General features: G+C 35.8%; 15 protein-coding genes, 1 tRNA gene, 1 rRNA gene and 3 pseudogenes. 9 read left to right on the top strand and 11 right to left on the bottom strand.

Annotated features, from left to right (window positions below):
• Positions 1 to 47: 47 nt before the first annotated feature.
• The 5 genes and pseudogenes from OPR60_RS03400 to OPR60_RS03380 all read right to left on the bottom strand — a co-directional run.
• Positions 48 to 347: pseudogene (locus OPR60_RS03400) on the bottom strand (sugar phosphate nucleotidyltransferase); the annotation flags it as partial.
• A 112-nt stretch (positions 348 to 459) separates the two neighbouring features.
• Positions 460 to 1695, bottom strand: a complete 1236-nt coding sequence (locus OPR60_RS03395) for a hypothetical protein (protein ID WP_065095123.1) — start codon at positions 1693 to 1695, stop codon at positions 460 to 462.
• A gap of 84 nt (positions 1696 to 1779) precedes the next feature.
• Positions 1780 to 2136, bottom strand: a complete 357-nt coding sequence (gene sdhD, locus OPR60_RS03390) for a succinate dehydrogenase, hydrophobic membrane anchor protein (protein WP_010963113.1) — start codon at positions 2134 to 2136, stop codon at positions 1780 to 1782.
• Positions 2133 to 2510, bottom strand: a complete 378-nt coding sequence (gene sdhC, locus OPR60_RS03385) for a succinate dehydrogenase, cytochrome b556 subunit (RefSeq protein WP_010963112.1) — start codon at positions 2508 to 2510, stop codon at positions 2133 to 2135. Before sdhC ends, sdhD begins: the two co-directional genes overlap by 4 nt.
• A 100-nt stretch (positions 2511 to 2610) precedes the next feature.
• Positions 2611 to 4115, bottom strand: a 16S ribosomal RNA gene (locus tag OPR60_RS03380).
• A 153-nt stretch (positions 4116 to 4268) separates the two neighbouring features.
• Here OPR60_RS03380 and OPR60_RS03375 point away from each other — a divergent pair.
• From OPR60_RS03375 to OPR60_RS03365, 3 genes are all read left to right on the top strand, one after another.
• A complete protein-coding gene (locus OPR60_RS03375; RefSeq protein WP_265040037.1) occupies positions 4269 to 4883 on the top strand; it encodes a hypothetical protein in 615 nt (204 codons plus the stop codon).
• An 816-nt stretch (positions 4884 to 5699) separates the two neighbouring features.
• A complete protein-coding gene (locus tag OPR60_RS03370; RefSeq protein ID WP_265040287.1) occupies positions 5700 to 6512 on the top strand; it encodes a transposase in 813 nt (270 codons plus the stop codon).
• Between the two features lie 43 nt (positions 6513 to 6555).
• Positions 6556 to 7251: an IS5 family transposase gene (locus OPR60_RS03365; RefSeq protein ID WP_265039936.1), complete on the top strand. Its 696-nt coding sequence runs from the start codon at positions 6556 to 6558 to the stop codon at positions 7249 to 7251.
• Between the two features lie 12 nt (positions 7252 to 7263).
• Here the strand turns inward: OPR60_RS03365 and OPR60_RS03360 are convergent.
• The 5 genes and pseudogenes from OPR60_RS03360 to hflK all read right to left on the bottom strand — a co-directional run.
• A pseudogene (locus OPR60_RS03360) lies at positions 7264 to 8433 on the bottom strand (WPE palindromic element domain-containing protein); the annotation flags it as partial.
• Between the two features lie 77 nt (positions 8434 to 8510).
• A pseudogene (locus OPR60_RS03355) lies at positions 8511 to 8615 on the bottom strand (WPE palindromic element domain-containing protein); the annotation flags it as partial.
• A 117-nt stretch (positions 8616 to 8732) separates the two neighbouring features.
• Positions 8733 to 10208 carry a DegQ family serine endoprotease gene (locus OPR60_RS03350; protein WP_065094533.1) on the bottom strand — a complete coding sequence of 492 codons (1476 nt, stop codon included), beginning with the start codon at positions 10206 to 10208 and terminating at the stop codon, positions 8733 to 8735.
• Positions 10209 to 10211: 3 nt separating this feature from the next.
• Positions 10212 to 11084: a protease modulator HflC gene (gene hflC, locus OPR60_RS03345; RefSeq protein ID WP_012673275.1), complete on the bottom strand. Its 873-nt coding sequence runs from the start codon at positions 11082 to 11084 to the stop codon at positions 10212 to 10214.
• A gap of 2 nt (positions 11085 to 11086) precedes the next feature.
• Positions 11087 to 12121 carry an FtsH protease activity modulator HflK gene (hflK, locus tag OPR60_RS03340; RefSeq protein ID WP_010962866.1) on the bottom strand — a complete coding sequence of 345 codons (1035 nt, stop codon included), beginning with the start codon at positions 12119 to 12121 and terminating at the stop codon, positions 11087 to 11089.
• Between the two features lie 453 nt (positions 12122 to 12574).
• Here hflK and walE1 point away from each other — a divergent pair, with 453 nt between their 5' ends.
• From walE1 to OPR60_RS03315, 5 genes are all read left to right on the top strand, one after another.
• The gene (gene walE1, locus OPR60_RS03335; RefSeq protein ID WP_156517990.1) at positions 12575 to 14065 is read left to right on the top strand and encodes an actin bundler; all 1491 of its coding nucleotides are present in this window, start codon (positions 12575 to 12577) and stop codon (positions 14063 to 14065) included.
• A gap of 164 nt (positions 14066 to 14229) precedes the next feature.
• Positions 14230 to 14982, top strand: coding sequence for an IS5 family transposase (locus tag OPR60_RS03330; RefSeq protein ID WP_265039632.1), 753 nt, complete (start codon positions 14230 to 14232; stop codon positions 14980 to 14982).
• A 197-nt stretch (positions 14983 to 15179) separates the two neighbouring features.
• Positions 15180 to 15515: a divalent-cation tolerance protein CutA gene (gene cutA, locus OPR60_RS03325; RefSeq protein ID WP_265040036.1), complete on the top strand. Its 336-nt coding sequence runs from the start codon at positions 15180 to 15182 to the stop codon at positions 15513 to 15515.
• A tRNA-Gln gene (locus OPR60_RS03320) sits at positions 15506 to 15580 on the top strand. The genes cutA and OPR60_RS03320 overlap by 10 nt, the downstream gene beginning before the upstream one ends.
• A gap of 135 nt (positions 15581 to 15715) precedes the next feature.
• Positions 15716 to 16174: a hypothetical protein gene (locus OPR60_RS03315; protein WP_245611016.1), complete on the top strand. Its 459-nt coding sequence runs from the start codon at positions 15716 to 15718 to the stop codon at positions 16172 to 16174.
• Between the two features lie 325 nt (positions 16175 to 16499).
• Here the strand turns inward: OPR60_RS03315 and OPR60_RS03310 are convergent, their stop codons facing one another.
• Positions 16500 to 17312, bottom strand: a complete 813-nt coding sequence (locus tag OPR60_RS03310) for a transposase (RefSeq protein WP_265040287.1) — start codon at positions 17310 to 17312, stop codon at positions 16500 to 16502.
• A 596-nt stretch (positions 17313 to 17908) separates the two neighbouring features.
• Here OPR60_RS03310 and OPR60_RS03305 point away from each other — a divergent pair.
• On the top strand, positions 17909 to 18661 hold the full coding sequence (locus OPR60_RS03305) for an IS5 family transposase (RefSeq protein ID WP_265039632.1): 753 nt from the start codon (positions 17909 to 17911) through the stop codon (positions 18659 to 18661).
• Positions 18662 to 18762 lie beyond the last annotated feature (101 nt).

The raw sequence follows: 18762 nt of genomic DNA, 5'->3' as shown, positions 1-18762 counted from the left end.
CCTTGATTTTATTCACCCTCCTTTCCTTTTTTTTATCGCTTGATTCGCAGCAGGTCTATTGTCTCGTTTTCATTGCAGAGAAGTGCAGCAATTAATATTGCCGCTGCTGTTCCAATTTTCACTGGTTCGAAAATCACTTTATATTCTTGCAGCGCATGTAATTCCTCCATCACTAATGACTCGTACTGTATATTTGTAGAAATTATGGGCGGCATATAATCGCTTTTTAGCCTCAACAAAGTGTTGTGAAACATAGTGTTCTGACTAAATATTTTCTGAAATTGCTTTGGCTTAGATAAAGGCCAAAGTCTGCTACCACTACCACCACACAATATTACAGGGCGCATTTAGTTAAGAAAGTTGATTAAATAATTAATATCTTATACTGAGGGCAAAATGCATGCAAGTTTTTGTTGTAAAATGATTAAATAGAGGGTAGGTATCAATTTAAAGTAATGGCTAAGGAGAGTGAGTGTGTGTAGCGCCTTGCCCTTGCTGTGAATTTCTTCTATTTTGTAATTTCTCAACATGACCTTTGCTTTTACCACTTAATATTTCATTACCCTTATTTTGTTCTTCCTCAGGACTCTTTAGTATTTCATTACTCTTGCTGATTCCTTTATCATTCTCTTGTTTCTTCAAGTCTTTTTCAATATCTGGCCTCCTGGCGTTAAGCTCTTTCCATGTGCCTATAATTGGATCGAGATCAGGGCGATTTTCTTTTTGTTTTGCTTCTCTTTTACCATCTTTAACTACCTTAAAATCATTCTCTGCTTCTTTCCAGCATTCTTTCAATTGACATTCCAACATAGTTAAGTAAGCATCACCATATTTTTTCTTATTTGCTACAAACAATAAAATTGGAGCCTTAAGTATGGTAGCTCCCATATTCACTAAATTTTTTATTGCCATTGCAGGAGTAAATAAAAGATAACCAAAAGACTTTGCAATTGGGTTTTGTTTGCTTATTAAATGCTTCCCTAACTTTATAGGAAGAGAAGTCAACAATTTAGTACAAACTTTAGCCAAGCTTGTAGCAAAAACAATAGGAACAGATATGAGACTTTTATCTAGCTCTAGATTACCATTTTGATCTCTAATTTCTGAAAAATGGGTGCTTAGCTTCTTGTAATCACTAGTGTATAATAATTTTCCATTTCTTCCTTTTTCATCGACAACTTCCTGAACTTTACCTTCTTTATTTTTCACCTTTTTAATTAGCACAGAAGAGTTAGTTAATTCAAATGGATATTGAGGATCCTTAGGTTTTTGAGCTTCAAAAATTGGCACGTGTTTTTCAAGATCGATTTTTGAAAACTTAAATGGCTTATAAAATTTACTATAATCATTAACCTCACGCCTAGCTTTATCAACTAAAAAGTCAATAGTAAAGTAGGATTTTTTATCAATTTTCCTAACTAAGTCTAGATTAAACTTGTATCCATTATATTCAAGTTGGTACCTTGGATTTCCCTCTTCATCTTTTACAAGTTTTCCACTGCTATCTTTTTCTTCTATAATTTTTCCAGACCTTACAATCTCATCATAATTTTTTGGGTACCGGCATTTTCGTCCATCCTTATATACCATTACCTTTCTAAGGTCTTTGACGTAAACTTGAGATTCAGGTGAGGTAAATAGATCCTTCACTTTTAGCGTAAGGTCCGTTCCCCACTTTTTCAATGTCTCTAACATATTGCTAAACCAAAATCGCTATAATGCTATAGCTCAATAATAAAACTAGTACACTAATAATATATTAACACAGCACCGGTGATTTTACAAGAAAATATGCCTGTAGAAGATAAAGATTGTAAAAGCGAGGGTTATATAAGTAATGCTTGATAAGTACTTTATGCATGTAATTGTAAAAATCCTCAAAGGTACGCTGTGTATATAATCTTCGCATACTACCTGCATTCCAAGAACTGCGTGCCAAAAAATGCAAAACAACAATACAACAAAAAATAAAAGCTCTAGAGGGTGATTAATAAATTTTTCACTAAAAGACAAAGAGCTATCAGTATAAAATGTGCAAGAAAATGAATAGATAAACCAAGGAAACAGGAACAGTAAAATTACCGCAGAAACACGCTGAACCCACCAATGATGTACTGAATTTCCAGATTGACTCATATAAACATAAATAAAAAAGCCATAGTAGAAAGAAGTAACGTTACTGTCAGCAGTATAGCACTCCTTGAAACGCCAGTAATTTCTAAATTAAGCCCAACATCCCACAATAAATGACGAATACCATTAAGAAAATGATATACAAAACTTATAAAACATAAGACATAAGCTAATTTAGCAACAGGAGTGAATAATAATGCATTTAAGTACCTTACTATAAGTAACTCAGGAAAGTAAACATGTAATATGAAATACCAAGAAAGTATCATTAATAAAAGGAATAGCAAAATACCAGTCAATCTATGCATAATAGAGAAAAAACTAGTAACTTGTACTTTATATATTTGTAAATGTGGAGAAAGAGGTCTATCACTCATAAAATTCCGTTATCGGGAAATTAAAATAAAGCAGAAGTAAAGACAGCAGTATAGCACATAACAACACCATCATTAAAAATGGTAAGTTATGCGCAAAGCCTAAGGAGGTAATCCAGCTGCAGATTCCCCTACTGCTACCTTGTTACGACTTCACCCCAGTCACCGATCCCACTTTAAATAACTCCCTCCTTGCGGTTAGGTCGTTAGCTTCGAGTGAAACCAATTCCCATGGCGTGACGGGCAGTGTGTACAAGACCCGAGAACGTATTCACCGTGGCGTGCTGATCCACGATTACTAGCGATTCCAACTTCATGCACTCGAGTTGCAGAGTACAATCCGAACTGAGATGGCTTTTAAGGGATTGGCTTAGCCTCGCGACTTTGCAGCCCATTGTAGCCACCATTGTAGCACGTGTGTAGCCCACTCCATAAGGGCCATGATGACTTGACATCATCCCCACCTTCCTCCAGTTTATCACTGGCAGTTTCCTTAAAGTCCCCAGCATTACCTGATGGTAACTAAGGATGAGGGTTGCGCTCGTTGCGGGACTTAACCCAACATCTCACGACACGAGCTGACGACAGCCATGCAACACCTGTGTGAAACCCGGCCGAACCGACCCTATCTCTTCGAATAGGTATAATTTCCATGTCAAGGAGTGGTAAGGTTTTTCGCGTTGCATCGAATTAAACCACATGCTCCACCGCTTGTGCGGGTCCCCGTCAATTCCTTTGAGTTTTAATCTTGCGACCGTAGTCCCCAGGCGGAATGTTTAACGCGTTAGCTGTAATACAGAAAGTAAAACTTCCCATATTTAACATTCATCGTTTACAGCGTGGACTACCAGGGTATCTAATCCTGTTTGCTCCCCACGCCTTCGCGCCTCAGCGTCAGATTTGAACCAGATAGACGCCTTCGCCACTGGTGTTCCTCCTAATATTTACGAATTTCACCTCTACACTAGGAATTCCTCTATCCTCTTTCAATCTCTAGATTAGCAGTTTTAAAAGCAATTCCAAGGTTGAGCCTTGGGATTTCACTTTTAACTTACTAATCCGCCTACGCGCCCTTTACGCCCAATAATTCCGAATAACGCTAGCCCTCTCCGTATTACCGCGGCTGCTGGCACGGAGTTAGCCAGGACTTCTTCTGTGAGTACCGTCATTATCTTCCTCACTAAAAGAGCTTTACAACCCAAAGGCCTTCTTCACTCATGCGGCATGGCTGGATCAGGCTTTCGCCCATTGTCCAATATTCCCCACTGCTGCCTCCCGTAGGAGTCTGGACCGTATCTCAGTTCCAGTGTGGCTGATCATCTTCTCAGATCAGCTATAGATCATTGCCTTGGTAGGCTATTACTCCACCAACTAGCTAATCTAATATAGGCTCATCTAATAGCAATAAATTTTTCCCCCGTAGGGCGTATACGGTATTAGTTGCCGTTTCCAACAATTATTCCGTACTACTAGGTAGATTCCTATACATTACTCACCCGTCTGCCACTAAGTTATACCATAGCAAGCTACAATATAACTCCGTTCGACTTGCATGTGTTAGGCCTGCCGCCAGCGTTCATTCTGAGCCAGGATCAAACTCTCAAATTTAGACTTCAACCTATAAAAGGTTGAGGGTACATCGGATAAATCCGACAAAAAATAATTTAGCTTAATACTGCTGTCTTTATTTCTACTTTAGAAATATTTTAATCTCCAACTATTCAAACAACTTTGAGAATATTATTATGTGATATAATCACTATGTCAATATGTTTTTGCAAATCAAAAGCATTAATGTATAAATATATAACTATTTGGAATATTACCATGAAAAAATACATCTTTCTGCTTGCACTCGCGCCAATGTTAGTTGGCATCACATTATACTTATTGCGCAACATTGATAACACAAAACAATCTATAACTGCAGGTGACAAGTTTTACGAAGTATTATTCTTAAAAAAAGATAATAAGCCGCTGCTAGAAGAAATAGATTCAAATTGGGAGTATTTAGCAAATTTTGAACGCGCATTCAATCATATCTCAGATTCAATGCCAACAGACACAGCATCTATTTATAATGATTTGGCAGATGATAAAGATGCTCCTGGTGTTTTGCGTGAGTTAGCACAATATTTAGAAGTAATGAGCTTACTTCACTCCAACGGTGAAAAAATAAATAAAGACAAAATTGATAATTTAGAATCAAGCACAGTATACCCTTATTCAAGCCAAGAAGCCATCGCTATAGTAAAGATACACAATAACGACGTTAAGGGTGCAACTGAAATATTGCGTTCCCTATCAAATGATAGAAAATGCCCTATCCTAATCAAAGCTAATGCACAAGAATTACTCAGGATATATGGGAGTTAACTCATTGGACTTTTTGCATAGCTTTTGGCAGCGCATTGGATGAAACGAAAAACTTCCTTGACAAGCCTCGCCAGCTCCCTTATCATAAAACTGAAGCTATTTATTTATCTTCGCAATCTGTGCAGGTTAATGACAAAAAACTTAGGGTATTTGGCGTCTCATGTTTAATTTTTCGCACTACGTGCATCGCATGTCTTTAAAAATTTCTGGGTTTTTACCTATATAAGCCGAAACGCGCTTACAAAGCGTTTAAGACAGCAAAAAACGTCAAATTGACAAGGGAGAATTTGAATGCTAGCTACTACGGGGTTTCTTTGCCTTTTTTCCTGCTTAGTAAATTTCTTAAACACTTGCGGTGTAGGTTAGTTGCAAGTTAAAAGCAGCTAAATCGCTCTTAATCAAGCGTTTTAGAATAAAAAAAACGCCGATATTTTAGTACATGGTAAATAGCCAACCACCACGGGGTTTCTTTTGCCTTTTTTTTCATTTGGTAAATTTTTTAAATATTTATGGTTAAAGATTGCACGAATGTTGCAATTACAAAAACGATTTCTACTAGGCTCTGTGGACAAAAAATATGAAAAGAGAGAAAAAGATGGTAGTTTAGCCTAATAGGTAAAAAATGGAGAAACTACCATATGCAATATTACATCAAAGAGGAAAATTGGAAACAAATTTTAGAGTTCATAAAAAGCGTAAAAGGAATGCACAGCAAAAGACCTGCTGCAAAAGGTGATTGAAAAAATGATGTGAGAGGGGTAGAAGAAGAATAAGCAGATCAAGTAAGGAAAAAAAATGAGCTTTAGTTACTATAATATGAAAAAACACCCAAGAAACTTTCGTAATATAACAGGTTTAAGTATAGAGGAGTTCGAAAAAGTAGTAGAAAAAGTGAGGTCTGGATGGAAAAAACTTGAAAAACAGAAAAAGTGTCATGGTAGAAGATCAAAACTACCAACTCTGGAAGATAAGTTGTTTTGCGTAATTTTGTACTATCGCACTTACATAACACATAGATTTTTAGGATGCCTATTCAATGTGCACAACGCAAATGTATGTAGGTTACTTAAGAGAATAGAGCCATTACTCGCCAAAAAAGTGACTATAACAAAAGATAGAAGTATGACGCCAGAAAAAATACTGAAGATTTTGGCTGATGTTACAGAACAGCAAATACAGAGGCCAGAAGATAGTAAAAAACGGAAGAAATCATATTCAGGAAAAAAAAGAACCAACACTATGAAAACTGAGATTATTATCGAAGAAGGAGGAAGAATTTTATCAGTGTCAAAGTCATACCGTGGTAGAATTAGTGATTTTCGCATAAGGAAACAAGAAAAATATTTACCACTTGATAGCATAAAACATGCTGATTCTGGATATCAAGGTTGGCAAAAATTGCAAAGCAATGTTATAATTCCATATAAAAAGTATCGTAAAAAGCCATTAACTCCAGAGCAGAAAGAGCATAATAGAAGGTTAGCATCATTTAGAATGAGAGTAGAAAATAAGATCCGAGAGATAAAGATATTTAAGATTATGTCGAATGTTTATCGCAATTTTCAGAAAAAATATAACTTGAGGTTCAATATTATTGCTGGTATTGTAAATCTTAAGCACGCCTTTTAGTTAACCTTGATTTTATTCACCCTCCTTTCCTTTTTTTTATCGCTTGATTCGCAGCAGGTCTAAAGATGAAAAACGTTTAAGAATATTCATAGAGGCAGTGTGGTACATAGTGCGAAGTGGTTGCCAATGGAGACTTTTACCAAAAACTTATGGTAATTACAGGAGTATACATAAGCGATTTAAAAGATGGTGTGAAAGAGATGTCTGGAAAAAATTGCTTGAATATACTAAACAAGAGCCTGATTTAGAAGTTGCTATAATCGACGGTACGATCATCCGAGCCCATCCATGTTCATCTGGATATACAAAAAACTCCAAGGATCAAGAAGCTTTAGGGAGGAGCAAAGGTGGCTTTACAACTAAAATACATGCGCTTGTCGATGCACTTGGAAATCCACTTAAATTTACTCTGACTCCTGGTCAAAGAAATGAAATTACGCAGGCACAAGTGTTGACCGAAAGTATCTATAACTCTACTGTAGTAGCTGACAAGGGCTACGATAGCAATGCCTTTGTTACAAGTCTTGAAGACAAGGGATGTACAGTAGTTATTCCGCCAAAACGGAATCGAAAAGTGCAAAGGTATTACGATGAGCATATCTACAAAGAACGTCATTTGATTGAGTGTTTTTTTGGTAAAATTAAAAATTTTAGGCGCATTTTTTCCAGATTTGATAAAACTGCTGAGGTTTTTATTGGTTTTCTCAATTTTGTTGGAGCTCTTGTATGGCTTCTCTAAAATTTTGTCCACAGAGCCTAGTGACAGAACTTGCTCTTTAAGCTTTGGGTACTCAAGCTTTGCTCGATATACATCAAGTAAATAGAATTTATTATCTATTTTTGCCCAGGTGGTGCAGACGCTAAAGTCGCTGGAATCGTTTGTTGAAACTGCAGTGTCCCAGCTTTGAGTTACATGTGAGAGATTATCAGGGAAATTTTTATAGCGCTTTAGCCACTCTTGTTTTATTATACCACTTGAAAGCGGCAGGGGGTTTTGTTGATATTGAGCAGCAAAAGCGTAACTCCCGAGTTCAACTTTTATCATCTCAACTTCTTCTCTTCCTCCCTCCAGGGGATATAATAACTCATTCTCTTCTCTTGAGTATAATACTCTTGCAGGTAGTGTCATTCCAGCACTTGATGCTGGAATCCAGTCTTTTGCGGTTGAATTTTCTGGATCCCAGTGTCTGGGCACTGGGATGACAGGAGGGGGGGTTGGAATGACACCAGTATGGTTATTAATTGAATAAATAACCTCCTTATTTTCAGAAATCATTGGCAAACAAATGTGATGCCATATGTTTTTTGGCTTGGATAAGAGGTGCCCAGTTAAGTTTTCCAGGTGGAGCCTATGCATCACAAGCACAATTACTCCTTTTTTTCTATCGTTGAGTCTCGTTACTAAAGTCTGATCGAACCAGTTTGTGGCACGTTTTCTAAATGTTTCACTCAAAGCTTGAGCAGGGTTAAGCGGATCATCCACAATAATAAAGTCACCACCTTCACCGGTTAATGTTCCTCCAACTGATGTTGCGATTCTGTATCCTCTCTGCACTGTTTGGAATTTATATTTAGTGTTCTGGTCTTTGGATAGTTCTACCTCTGGAAATAGCTTTTTATACCAATCAGATTGCATTATGCACCTCGTATCGAGCGAATGTTTTTCGCTAAGCAACTTAGAATAACTTGCAACTATTATTCTTGCAGTTGGCTGATTTCCCAGTATCCATGCGGGCCACGCAACACTTACACATATGGACTTCATTGAACGCGGAGGCATATTGAGTATTATGCGCCTTACTTCGCCAGCATTCGCTGCTTCCAGCCTGTCTGCTATGACTTTTATGTACTGATAATCATTATACTCACATCCCGGCACCACTGTTTGAAAGCACAGTTCAATGAATTTTAGAAAGTTCATGTTAGACCTCCTATAGTATCACCCAAGTAACCCCTATGGTGTCATCCAAGTAGCCGACACTGGTTCCTTTATGACGGCGTCATGCAAGTAGCTGACACTGGAATCCAGTTTTTATTATACAGCTGCTCAATGTGCTCATTACAGTGAAGTTTCCAGTGTCTGGGCACTGGGATGACATCCTTTGGTTTTTTATATGGTTATGCAAGAAATCTAGTGTAGATTTTTATTTATTTTATAAGATTGAAGTGTTACAGTAGCGAGCTTACAACACTACTGTTTTGTAAATTTAGTGAATAAAATTACTTCTTCAACTTTATCGAAGTAAAGAATTGATTTCCATTGCGGTAAATGAGCAACATTATTGAATCTTTACCGTTTTTCTTTACTGCTGAATCAACTTGTTTTTGAAAATCATTAGTATTTTCTATATCGGTTCCATCTAATTGGATAATAATGTCTCCTTTTTTAATACCACGCAGCGTGGCATTACTGTTACTATCTACATTGGTAACTATCACACCTTTTGTAGGATTACTTTCTTTTGATTCTTTTGGCAGGTTTGAAACAGTTAAACCAGTTATGTAATCGGATGTTGATTTATTTTCTTCTTGATTATTACCTTGACCATCATTTGCAGATTCTTCAATCACAACCTTAATATTGACCTCTTTGCTCTTTCTAAGTAACTTAATTTGTACTTTTTTTCCAGGTTCAGTTCTTGAAACCATTTGAGGCAGTTGTGTCATTCTATCAATTTTTTTATCATCAAATTCTAATAATATGTCACCCACCTTAATTCCACCTTTTTCTGCAGGACTATCCTGTACTATACTTGCAACCAGTGCACCTTTTGTATCTTTTAAACCCAAGGACTTAGCGAATTCTTTCGTTATAGGCTGAACTTGCACACCAAGCCAACCATGTTTTATTTTTTTGCCACTTTTTAATGTGTCAATAATTGACATAGCTAAATTAGATGGTATAGCAAAGCCTATACCCACGTTACCGCCAGACTCAGATGGGGAATAGATAGCGGTGTTAATGCCTATAACTTTTCCATTTAAATCAAATAATGGCCCTCCAGAGTTGCCTCTATTAATTGCAGCGTCGGTTTGAATAAATTCATTCATAGTGCCGATACTAATGTCTCTAGACCTTGCAGATACAACTCCCTTGCTAACGGAGCTACCCAAACCAAATGGGTTACCTATTGCAATAACAGTATCGCCAACCCTTGCTGCATCAGAATCACCAAATGCGACGAAAGGAAGGTCTTTATCAGAATGGATCTTAAGCACAGCAAGATCAGTTCTTGCATCATAGCCTAAAACTTCTGCTTTAAAATGAGTATTATCGTTCATGGTAGCTGTGATATCTTGGGCGTTTTTAATAACGTGATAATTTGTTACTATGATTCCACCTTTATCTATAATAAACCCAGAGCCAAGCAACACCACCTCTCTGTTAACACTAGGGCCCCTATCCATAAAAAACTGATCAAAGTGCTCAAAAAACTCTCTAAAATCATCAAAAAAATTATTTCCTGGCATAGATGGAACTCTAGTTTTGCTGTTATTTTCTTGTTTGATGATTTGTTCGCTTGAAATATTTACAACCGCAGGAATGAGTTCTTCCACTAAATCGGCAAGTCCTTGATTACAGTTGCATGCAGTAGTGCTAGCATCAACAACTTTTTTTGCGTTCCAGTCGAACACATTAGCGTATGAAGAGAATGAAATCAAAAAACATGCAAATATAGATAAAATAATTTTCATAGACTATTTCCACCCCTTATTTAAAATATCTAAAAAATTATTATTTGGTGAAAGTACAAATTTAGTATTATTTTCGGCAAATGATTTACTATAAGCGCTCATAGAGCGATAAAAGTTAAAGAACTCTTCATCAACCTTAAATGCCTCATTATAAATTCTAGTTGCTTCAGCATAACCACGGCCCCTTATTTCGTACGATTCTTTTACTGCACTGGAGATAATTTCCCTTTTTAATTTATCAGCTTTTGATCTAACTTCCTGCCCAGCTTGCTCTCCTTCTGCTCTAATTTCTTTTGCTTCTTTTTCCCTTTCAGTTTGCATACGGCGAAATATTGCAGAACTATTTTCTTCTGGTAAATCTGCTCTCTTAATTCTTACATCTATTATTTCTATGCCAAATTTTTCAGCTTCAGAATAAACTCCACGCTGAATCAATTGCATAACCTCTGATCTTTTTTCATTCAACAAGCTAATCAACGAAAATCTGCCTATATTTTCTCTTATGTGAGCTTCTATAACCGGATATAATCTTCTAACCAGACCTGATTCATTCCTCACAGCCTGGTAAAAAGTAACAGGATTTGTTATTTTATATTTTGCATACGCATCTACTATAATACGTTTTTGATCCGCTGTTATCACTTCCCTTGGGATCTTATCAGGACTTAAATCTAAAACTCTTTTATCAAGAAACTCTACACTATTTATGAATGGCAACTTAAAATATAAGCCACTTTCCCTAACATCCCTTACAACTTTACCCAGTTGTATAACTATTGCTTGCTTTGTTTCTTGCACAACAAATATTGAATTAGATAAAACAATCAATAAAACAACAAATACAGAAACAAAAACAATTTTAATATTACTACTCATGGTTATTTTCCTAAATTTGTAAGAGGTAAATAAGAAAACATACCTTTCAGATCATCAGTTACAACAACTTTGTCTACCTTACTGAAAATATTTTCCATAGTTTCAAGATAAATACGATTCTTAACGAGAGAAGGATTCTGTCTATATTCCTCATAAAGAGATAAAAAGCGATTTGCATTACCTTTTGCTTCATTTATTATTTCATTTTCATATGCTTGTGCATCTAATTTTATCTTTATCGCTTCACCCTTTGCTCGAGGTATAATATCATTATTATAAGCATATGCTTCGTTTATAGTACGCTCTTTGTCTGCACGAGCACTTTGTACATCTCTAAACGAACTGATTACTTTTTCTGGTGGATCAATTTTTTTCATTTGAACAGATAAAATCTCTATACCCATTTGGTATCCATCAAGAATCTGCTGCAATAGAATTCTAGTATCTCTAGAAATTTCTGGTCTGCCTTGACCAAGTGCAAAAGAGATCGTGTTTTTACCTATTATTTCTCTCATGGCACTTTCAGCAGCATTTTTAACACTGAAACCGGGTTTGTAATCCCGCACTTTGAATAAATAGTCCTTAGCATCTCTAACGCGCCATTGAACCTCGAAGTTAACGTTGACTATATTTTCATCTCCAGTTAGCATCACGCCTTCACCGCGATCTGTATCTCGCCCATAAGAACTACTTACCCCAATTTCTTCACGATTTACTTCCTTAACGTTCACTTTAAAAACCTTGCCAATAGGGTAGGGGAAGTGATAACGCAAACCAGGTGTTTCTGTATTAGAATATTTACCAAAGGTAAGTTCTATACTTTCTTCACTAGGATGGACAATATAAAAGCCAGTGCAAGCATAGAACAGCAAAATAATGAAAATGATGAAATAAGGTTTTTTGCCCCTGTTTCTGGTTAATCCATTAAGAAAGAACCTTATATCAGATACAGCTTTACTTAAAATATCTTCATTATTGGGAGTTTTGTTCCCTACCGGTTTCTTTCCCAGGTTCCAAGGATTATTATCATCGAACATAATGATTGATTCTATAATTAATACGCTAATATTACTTCTTTAATAAGAAAATGCAAACATAAATTGCTATTTTATTTACAAATTAATCATCAGGATGGAAAACATGATCGTACACTTCCTTTTCTCTATGTAATATGGTCGACTCTATGGAATTTTCTGGCTTTTTTTTGAATTCTTTTTTGTCACTCTTTAAGTGCACTACGTCTTCGTGAAAATGGAAATGATAGCTGAATAATAAAACCATTATTATTAAAGTTATAACAGCTAAAAAGATGAGTGTTCTTTTTCTATACCTCATAAATGCTGCAGCTTCTTGACCTAATTTTCTACGCTACCACAAAACACGTCAAGCGAAATTATTTGAAGATAAATAAATACTGGCAATCAATTTAACACTAACTTAAGAATCAAGGAATACAATTATAATATATTTAATTAATAGTGAGGTTTAAAATGTCACCTAATGAAAAAAATTCAAATTCTGTTGGAACTCAACAAAACCAACCAGAAGATAGTTTTGATTTGAATAAAACGATGCAAAATCTACCAAATTCAGATATTGCTAATGATCCCAAGAAGCTAAAAGAAAGAATTACTGACCTGTTAAAAGGGGATACAGAATTCTCTAAGATGAAACAAGGAGATAAGATTCTTGTAGTAAGTACAGCAAGTGGATTATTTACGGCAGTACTACCACTTTTGGCAGTTGGTGCAACACTTGCTATACCGGGTGCTATAGTTGGTCTTGCTTTATATTTTGCTGTAAAAGTCGCTGTAAAAGCAGTTCAATCTGGATATAAAGGGCTCAAGTGGTCAGCAGAAAAAACAGTTGATGGGGCGAAATATACTGCCGGAAAAGTTAGAGATGGTGCTGTACATGTTAAAGATAAGGTGAAAGAAGGTTATGAACATTCAGTAGATTCACTGAAAAAAGGTGCTAGTTTTGTAGGCGAAGGAGTGGCAAATAAGTTCCATAAGGCATCTGGTGAGACGGACTATTTAGATAAGGTAAAAAGGTTTACTCCAGATGCAATTAAGAAATCTGACGAAATAAGAAATGATATGAAAGCAATTTTTGCTGATAAAGGAAATAATTCTGGGTTAGTGAAAAATATACTTTCTGGAATATCGTCAGAAATTGATTTAAAAATGGCAGAGAAGGCAAAATCAGGGGAGATTGAACATACTTCTGGATGGCAAGTACAGAAAGAATTCATTAATAATTTAAATGAAAAAAGCTTGCATAACTTGTTAACACAAAGGTCATTACCTAAAGGTAGTTATTTCATCGACAGTGTTTTCTCTGAACATCACGATGAAATTAAGAAGGTTATTAAAGAATGTAGAGAAAATCATTTGTACTCAAGCGTAAGCAATATGTTTGACAGAGCAGAGAAAAAAGCTAACAGGCCTTCTGTCAAAAGTTTAACTAGGTCTGTGTCATCATCATTCTCTTCACTGGGAAGAAAAAACTCTGAACAATCTAACAGCTTGTCAAGAAGCAATTCACTAAATTCTATAGGAACTGAAAGTACTGCTACTGTCTCTGATTCAGATTCTCAGAACTTTGCAACAGTCCGTAGAAGCAATTCATCTAGTAGCTTAACTCCTAAGCTTACTCCAGTTGCTCCACCAGAACTACCTAGAAGCGCCTCATTGACTAACTTAAATGGACAAAGTTCTTTCAGTGAAGATGTTCTCAGTGATCCTATTGTGGAGCAAAACCTGGATAGTTTGAGTAACAGAACTCTCACTCACAGTAATTCTACTGATAGTGGAATGGGTTCTGGTTCTTCTACGCTAACAAGAAAACAAGTTCTTCCTTTAAAAGAAGAATTTGACAGAGAACTCGAAGAAAAGTTGGCAAAACGACGCGCATCTCTAGATCAACCTAGTGCAGAACCTGTCAACTCAAGAGCTACAACAACTCCAGGAACAGTGTAATAAGTAAAACTTCTACCTTCTCCAAAAGGATGTTACTCAATGAGTAACGTCCTTTTTTTGTTTTTAAACTATAGAAAAATCCTAGGCTCTGTGGACAAAAAATATGAAAAGAGAGAAAAAGATGGTAGTTTAGCCTAATAGGTAAAAAATGGAGAAACTACCATATGCAATATTACATCAAAGAGGAAAATTGGAAACAAATTTTAGAGTTCATAAAAAGCGTAAAAGGAATGCACAGCAAAGATGAAAAACGTTTAAGAATATTCATAGAGGCAGTGTGGTACATAGTGCGAAGTGGTTGCCAATGGAGACTTTTACCAAAAACTTATGGTAATTACAGGAGTATACATAAGCGATTTAAAAGATGGTGTGAAAGAGATGTCTGGAAAAAATTGCTTGAATATACTAAACAAGAGCCTGATTTAGAAGTTGCTATAATCGACGGTACGATCATCCGAGCCCATCCATGTTCATCTGGATATACAAAAAACTCCAAGGATCAAGAAGCTTTAGGGAGGAGCAAAGGTGGCTTTACAACTAAAATACATGCGCTTGTCGATGCACTTGGAAATCCACTTAAATTTACTCTGACTCCTGGTCAAAGAAATGAAATTACGCAGGCACAAGTGTTGACCGAAAGTATCTATAACTCTACTGTAGTAGCTGACAAGGGCTACGATAGCAATGCCTTTGTTACAAGTCTTGAAGACAAGGGATGTACAGTAGTTATTCCGCCAAAACGGAATCGAAAAGTGCAAAGGTATTACGATGAGCATATCTACAAAGAACGTCATTTGATTGAGTGTTTTTTTGGTAAAATTAAAAATTTTAGGCGCATTTTTTCCAGATTTGATAAAACTGCTGAGGTTTTTATTGGTTTTCTCAATTTTGTTGGAGCTCTTGTATGGCTTCTCTAAAATTTTGTCCACAGAGCCTAGGAAAGGTGTCATCCCAGTGCCCCTGTGATGTCACCTTTACGTTTGAGGCAAACTAGCTATAACACTTAACATACTACCTTTGCAAACAAATGTTCATACAGTACGCGCTGGCGTTATTTTCTCTTGATGAATAAATCTCGGTAGAGTATAGTAGCAATGCGTTTATGTAAATTCTAATGAGTAATTTAGTTTTAGTCTATGCAACTTTTTCAAATTTTGAGGAGGCTAAGGCTGTTTCTGAGGAATTGTTAAACGAGAAATTAATTGTATGTGTAAACATATTTCCCGAAGTGAATTCTCTGTATTTATGGGAAGGTAAAATTAGTAATAGTTGTGAAGTAGTAGCAATTATGAAAAGCAAAAATGATCAAGTTGATAAAATTGTAGAAAAAATCGAAGCAATGCATTCTTATGATCAGCCAGCTATTGCTGTGATGCCCATAGAAAAAGCAAATAAATCTTTTACTAATTGGGCTAATAGTGTTATTGATGTAAGTAGTATTGGGGTGTAGCCAAGTGGTAAGGCAGCGGTTTTTGATACCGCCACGCGAAGGTTCGAATCCTTCCACCCCAGCCATATTGAAGTGGGTGTGAAATGATATCACTTTTCTATAAATTAAGATTATTGAATTATATATTAGGTAGTCTAAAAGATATAATTGTGAAACTGTTTCTCTTCACAATGTATCTTTACACATTCAGCATTGTGCTCATGTTTCTCAGCAATGGTTTTTGGTATGCTGTAGAATTTTGCTCTTTCAAAAATGCGTTTTACCGTTTTTTTCAATATTGCAAGTGGTATTATGAAAATAGGGAAGATCTCGGTTACGGAATTTCTATTCGAATATTAGTGGCGTTTCTTACTCCGCATTTTCTCTATAAATTATTACTTGGCACAGGCTGGAAGTCCTTTTTAAAGGAAAAGATAATACAGATACTCAACACAAGAAGAAAAAAGGGTAGTGAGTTCAGTAACAGTAGCAAACCAAGTGGCAGTAGTTATAGTGATAAGAATAATTACAGCAATAACAGTGGTAACAATGAGCGTCAAGCTCAAGATGCAAAGCGAAAAGTAAACATGATAAAGCAGCTATTAATCAAAGATATAGAGGCAACTATAGATAGGAGATTGAATTATATTTTTTTCGGTAAAAGGAGTAAACCTCATTAAGTATATAAAAAGGCTTTATCTAGTAAGGCTTTTTAAGGTTGGCTGTATTTTATTTTTTACGTATACCGGATCACAATCAGCCAATATACATGTGTGCACAAAATCTTGACTAAAGTCTGACAACCAAGAAATTGCCTTACGTTTTTCTACCAAGCTTTCTGTTTTTTTACAGTTACTTGCTGCATCAGTCATCGCCTGCGCTATTACTGATTTCCACAGCAAATAATACCTTTGTATATCATCTGACGTACTATTTGTTTCATAAGACCTGCTGCGAATCAAGCGATAAAAAAAAGGAAAGGAGGGTGAATAAAATCAAGGTTAACTAAAAGGCGTGCTTAAGATTTACAATACCAGCAATAATATTGAACCTCAAGTTATATTTTTTCTGAAAATTGCGATAAACATTCGACATAATCTTAAATATCTTTATCTCTCGGATCTTATTTTCTACTCTCATTCTAAATGATGCTAACCTTCTATTATGCTCTTTCTGCTCTGGAGTTAATGGCTTTTTACGATACTTTTTATATGGAATTATAACATTGCTTTGCAATTTTTGCCAACCTTGATATCCAGAATCAGCATGTTTTATGCTATCAAGTGGTAAATATTTTTCTTGTTTCCTTATGCGAAAATCACTAATTCTACCACGGTATGACTTTGACACTGATAAAATTCTTCCTCCTTCTTCGATAATAATCTCAGTTTTCATAGTGTTGGTTCTTTTTTTTCCTGAATATGATTTCTTCCGTTTTTTACTATCTTCTGGCCTCTGTATTTGCTGTTCTGTAACATCAGCCAAAATCTTCAGTATTTTTTCTGGCGTCATACTTCTATCTTTTGTTATAGTCACTTTTTTGGCGAGTAATGGCTCTATTCTCTTAAGTAACCTACATACATTTGCGTTGTGCACATTGAATAGGCATCCTAAAAATCTATGTGTTATGTAAGTGCGATAGTACAAAATTACGCAAAACAACTTATCTTCCAGAGTTGGTAGTTTTGATCTTCTACCATGACACTTTTTCTGTTTTTCAAGTTTTTTCCATCCAGACCTCACTTTTTCTACTACTTTTTCGAACTCCTCTATACTTAAACCTGTTATATTACGAAAGTTTCTTGGGTGTTTTTTCATATTATAGTAACTAAAGCTCATTTTTTTTCCTTACTTGATCTGCTTATTCTTCTTCTACCCCTCTCACATCATTTTTTCAATCACCTTTTGCAGCAGGTCTATAGTGGTTAAAAAATTCTTTAAAATTGAAGTTGTTTAACATAATGATACCTCTTTGGATTGAAATTTGAAATGATTTAAGTTTATGTCGCCACAGCAGATTCCGCTAACACGTAGCGGGATGACGGTTGTCAGGCCAGCGCCCCTATGATGTCATTCAAGTAGCTGACACTGGTTCCTTTATGATGATGTCATCCCAGTGCTTGACACTGGGATCCAGCCCTTCCATAATCATCAAAACATTGTATTTTAACGTAAAACAGCTATTTTTATACTCACCAACTTAATAAAATTCCTGGATTCCAGTGTCAAGCACTGGAATGACACCCTTTACGGGCTCTTAAATTGCAACTAATCTAAATATTTAAGAAATTTACCAAATGAAAAAAAAGGCAAAAGAAGCCCCGTAGTTAACTAGGCTCTGTGGACAAAAAATATGAAAAGAGAGAAAAAGATGGTAGTTTAGCCTAATAGGTAAAAAATGGAGAAACTACCATATGCAATATTACATCAAAGAGGAAAATTGGAAACAAATTTTAGAGTTCATAAAAAGCGTAAAAGGAATGCACAGCAAAGATGAAAAACGTTTAAGAATATTCATAGAGGCAGTGTGGTACATAGTGCGAAGTGGTTGCCAATGGAGACTTTTACCAAAAACTTATGGTAATTACAGGAGTATACATAAGCGATTTAAAAGATGGTGTGAAAGAGATGTCTGGAAAAAATTGCTTGAATATACTAAACAAGAGCCTGATTTAGAAGTTGCTATAATCGACGGTACGATTATCCGAGCCCATCCATGTTCATCTGGATATACAAAAAACTCCAAGGATCAAGAAGCTTTAGGGAGGAGCAAAGGTGGCTTTACAACTAAAATACATGCACTTGTCGATGCACTTGGAAATCCACTTAAATTTACTCTGACTCCTGGTCAAAGAAATGAAATTACGCAGGCACAAGTGTTGACCGAAAGTATCTATAACTCTACTGTAGTAGCTGACAAGGGCTACGATAGCAATGCCTTTGTTACAAGTCTTGAAGACAAGGGATGTACAGTAGTTATTCCGCCAAAACGGAATCGAAAAGTGCAAAGGTATTACGATGAGCATATCTACAAAGAACGTCATTTGATTGAGTGTTTTTTTGGTAAAATTAAAAATTTTAGGCGCATTTTTTCCAGATTTGATAAAACTGCTGAGGTTTTTATTGGTTTTCTCAATTTTGTTGGAGCTCTTGTATGGCTTCTCTAAAATTTTGTCCACAGAGCCTAGTTATTTATATGTACTTCAAAATATTGGCGTTTTTTATTCTAAACGCTGCAATTTAGCGACTTTTAAACTGCAACAGACCC

The organism is Wolbachia endosymbiont (group A) of Trypoxylon clavicerum (assembly GCF_947251665.1).
Lineage (GTDB): Bacteria > Pseudomonadota > Alphaproteobacteria > Rickettsiales > Anaplasmataceae > Wolbachia > Wolbachia pipientis.
This window is presented reverse-complemented; position numbering and strand designations above follow the sequence as displayed.

Bases quoted from the DNA above. Each gene is read 5' to 3' on its own strand.
- OPR60_RS03395 (WP_065095123.1), bottom strand. From the start codon at position 1,695: ATGTTAGAGACATTGAAAAAGTGGGGAACGGACCTTACGCTAAAAGTG.
- sdhD (WP_010963113.1), bottom strand. From the start codon at position 2,136: ATGAGTCAATCTGGAAATTCAGTACATCATTGGTGGGTTCAGCGTGTT.
- sdhC (WP_010963112.1), bottom strand. From the start codon at position 2,510: ATGAGTGATAGACCTCTTTCTCCACATTTACAAATATATAAAGTACAA.
- OPR60_RS03375 (WP_265040037.1), top strand. From the start codon at position 4,269: ATGTCAATATGTTTTTGCAAATCAAAAGCATTAATGTATAAATATATA.
- OPR60_RS03370 (WP_265040287.1), top strand. From the start codon at position 5,700: ATGAAAAAACACCCAAGAAACTTTCGTAATATAACAGGTTTAAGTATA.
- OPR60_RS03350 (WP_065094533.1), bottom strand. From the start codon at position 10,208: ATGAAAATTATTTTATCTATATTTGCATGTTTTTTGATTTCATTCTCT.
- hflC (WP_012673275.1), bottom strand. From the start codon at position 11,084: ATGAGTAGTAATATTAAAATTGTTTTTGTTTCTGTATTTGTTGTTTTA.
- hflK (WP_010962866.1), bottom strand. From the start codon at position 12,121: ATGTTCGATGATAATAATCCTTGGAACCTGGGAAAGAAACCGGTAGGG.
- walE1 (WP_156517990.1), top strand. From the start codon at position 12,575: ATGTCACCTAATGAAAAAAATTCAAATTCTGTTGGAACTCAACAAAAC.
- OPR60_RS03330 (WP_265039632.1), top strand. From the start codon at position 14,230: ATGCAATATTACATCAAAGAGGAAAATTGGAAACAAATTTTAGAGTTC.
- cutA (WP_265040036.1), top strand. From the start codon at position 15,180: ATGAGTAATTTAGTTTTAGTCTATGCAACTTTTTCAAATTTTGAGGAG.
- OPR60_RS03315 (WP_245611016.1), top strand. From the start codon at position 15,716: ATGTTTCTCAGCAATGGTTTTTGGTATGCTGTAGAATTTTGCTCTTTC.
- OPR60_RS03310 (WP_265040287.1), bottom strand. From the start codon at position 17,312: ATGAAAAAACACCCAAGAAACTTTCGTAATATAACAGGTTTAAGTATA.
- OPR60_RS03305 (WP_265039632.1), top strand. From the start codon at position 17,909: ATGCAATATTACATCAAAGAGGAAAATTGGAAACAAATTTTAGAGTTC.